Genomic DNA, 2,558 nt, shown 5'->3' with positions numbered 1-2,558 from the left:
CTAGATTCATCGCTGCCCAAAGAAAACCGGATAGCTCTCGTGAGACTGCCGTTATCATTACTTGAGGTGTTTTTCCTCTTTGCTGCATATTACGAAATTTCTTGTGCAATCTTAGAGACGCTTTTTCAGCTAAAGCGACGACTAACGCAGGTTGTCCGACTCTGCGTGCAGTCACAGCTTTACTTCCCACTCCTGGATACCGATGTTGCCAAGCTGCTTCCGTTAAAATCCTTCGAAGCCTGGGACTTCCTATTTTTGTGATCCCTGTTTGTTTTCTTTTGGAGCCACTGAAATATTCTCCCGGAACCAGGCCAAGGAAACTCATGAAAGAACCGGCTGTTTTAAATCTCTTGAAATCACAGACTTCACAGAGTAAAAACATTGCAGTTAAGTAATCTACTCCTCGAAAACATCTCAAGAATCCTACTCGCTCTCTAAACGGTTCGCTTTCCGCAACTCCCCGAATCTTTCGATCCATCGCTTTTAGATTCTTTTCTTGAACTTTCACCCGGCTGTAATAGTCGTTAAACGTTTCCTGAAGGATCTCATTTTCAAAATGAAGATTATTCAACCATTTGTAGTGACTAACTGTCCAATACTTTGTTGCCGAACATACATTCCCTTTTCTTAATAAAAACTTCATCAACCTCTGACGATTTCTTCCCAAATCCAAACGAAGACTGTCACGCGATCTTAAATAGTCTCTTACTGCTTCTTCCTCTTCGCTCGGTATATGAATCGATTCTAAATCCCCGCTCCGTAATAATCTCGCTAACTTGATCGCATCTCTTTTATCCGTTTTGATTTTGTCCGAACTTTGTCTTGGGATCTTGCCCGGTGCTATCAATGTGCAATTCACTCCTAAGGAATTTAAATATCTGTAAAGTGGATACCCGGTTACTCCTGCTTCGTAACAACAATGTATTTCATTCCCTTCCGATTTTAGTTTGTTTACGAATTTTTTGATCTGAACCTCATTATGCTTTATCTGTTGGTCTTTCACCATTTCCTTAGAGTTGCTCGTTAAATACGCGTACTGATCGTTTCTTTGTGGACATCCATTCCTACATATACTTTTCATTGCGTTCCTTCTGTTGGTTTTCTTGTTTTGTGGTAAATGCTTGCATCTAACCCACGGTTTTCAAGCCCAGAAGCGGCGCCATTTTGTCTTAGAGCTTGTCCCAAAACCATCCGATTTTATCAGAATCTCGCGAATTGCTGCAATTGCTTTGAGTTTTGGGACAGACTCTTAATAGAAAACTAATAATAATTCCTAAACACGAAGAGATTGTTAACAAATAGATTTTAAAATATCAAATTAATTGTTCCCTCGGTTGTCATCCAATTTATCAAAGGCTAATTAATGATTTCAGAATGATTGAAATTTGAGACTAAATTAACATCTATATTCTTCCCTTTATTATTTTACATATAATTCCGTTTTGAAAAGGATAATTTTTGATTATGAGCTATAAATTCGATATTTTCGATGATCGAGAATTTGAGACATTCATTCGAGACATTATACAAAAAGAATTAAATATTACTTTGCAAAGTTTTAAAGCAGGAAGAGATAAAGGGATAGATTGTAGGTTTTCCGGTTCTATAAATAATGAAATTATCGTTCAAGCAAAGCGATATACAAACTATAATAATTTAAAAAAAGCGGTTAATATTGAAATACAAAAAATCAAAATACTCAATCCTCCTCCGAAGCGATATATTTTTGCTACAAGCCTAGACTTGAATCCAAGCCAATTGGACGAAATTGGGAATATTCTAAAACCTTATCTAATTAACAATGACGACATATATTATGAATCCAAGTTAAATAATATTTTATCAAAATCAGAGAATATCGATTTAGAAAACAAATATTATAAACTTTGGATTACAAGCACTAACATTTTAAAAAGGATTTTACACAACTCAGAAAACAATAATTCAGATTTCAATACCGAAAGGATCCTTAAAAGCAGTCAACTATATGTTTACAATAATCAGTATCTCAAGCAAGCATTGAAAATACTAAACAAAGAAGGCCCTTCGGAGAATTTCGTGGGAAGAAACTACTTCATAAATGACGGTGAGAAGAGGTTGCAGATGAGTTTCGAGCAAATTTCGTCATTGCAAAATCATAACATAACCAATGAATAATATTCCTAATGAACGCAAACGAAAACTTAGAAAAACATTACTCTCTCCTTTTAGGAATCTCATCACCTTGGTCGGTTGAAACCGTAGAATTAAATATCGCAGCAAAGAAGGTAGATATCGAAGTCTCATACGATGAGGGGAAGCTGTAGAGTGTCCGGATTGTGGTAAAAAATGTCCTCGGAAAGATCATACAGAAAAAAGAACCTGGCGCCATTTGGATACGATGCAATTCCAGACATTGATTCATGCTCGAATCCCACGCGCTCAATGTGAAGCTCACGGCGTAAGAAACGTAAAGTTGCCTTGGAGCGAACCGTATTCCCGGTTTACGTTGTTGTTTGTAAAATTCGCAATCGATGTAATCAAAGCCTGCGGGAATGTATCGGACGCGGCAGCGCTTT

The 2,558-nt window shown here is 37.0% G+C and carries 1 protein-coding gene and 2 pseudogenes; 2 read left to right on the top strand and 1 reads right to left on the bottom strand.

Features of this window, described 5'->3' with window-relative positions; genetic code table 11:
• Window positions 1-1,081, bottom strand: a pseudogene (locus LEP1GSC194_RS11020) (IS110 family RNA-guided transposase); the annotation flags it as partial.
• Window positions 1,082-1,464: 383 nt separating this feature from the next.
• Here LEP1GSC194_RS11020 and LEP1GSC194_RS11015 point away from each other — a divergent pair.
• Window positions 1,465-2,157 (top strand): restriction endonuclease, encoded by a 693-nt coding sequence (locus LEP1GSC194_RS11015; RefSeq protein WP_020773667.1) that lies wholly within the window; start codon window positions 1,465-1,467, stop codon window positions 2,155-2,157.
• Window positions 2,158-2,165: 8 nt separating this feature from the next.
• Window positions 2,166-2,558 (top strand): annotated as a pseudogene (locus LEP1GSC194_RS21360) (transposase family protein); the annotation flags it as partial.

The sequence above is a fragment of the Leptospira alstonii serovar Sichuan str. 79601 genome, from assembly GCF_000347175.1.
Lineage (GTDB): Bacteria > Spirochaetota > Leptospiria > Leptospirales > Leptospiraceae > Leptospira > Leptospira alstonii.
The sequence above is the reverse complement of the archived record's forward strand: the minus strand, read 5'-3'. Positions and strand labels throughout refer to the sequence as shown.

Bases quoted from the DNA above. Each gene is read 5' to 3' on its own strand.
- LEP1GSC194_RS11015 (WP_020773667.1), top strand. From the start codon at position 1,465: ATGAGCTATAAATTCGATATTTTCGATGATCGAGAATTTGAGACATTC.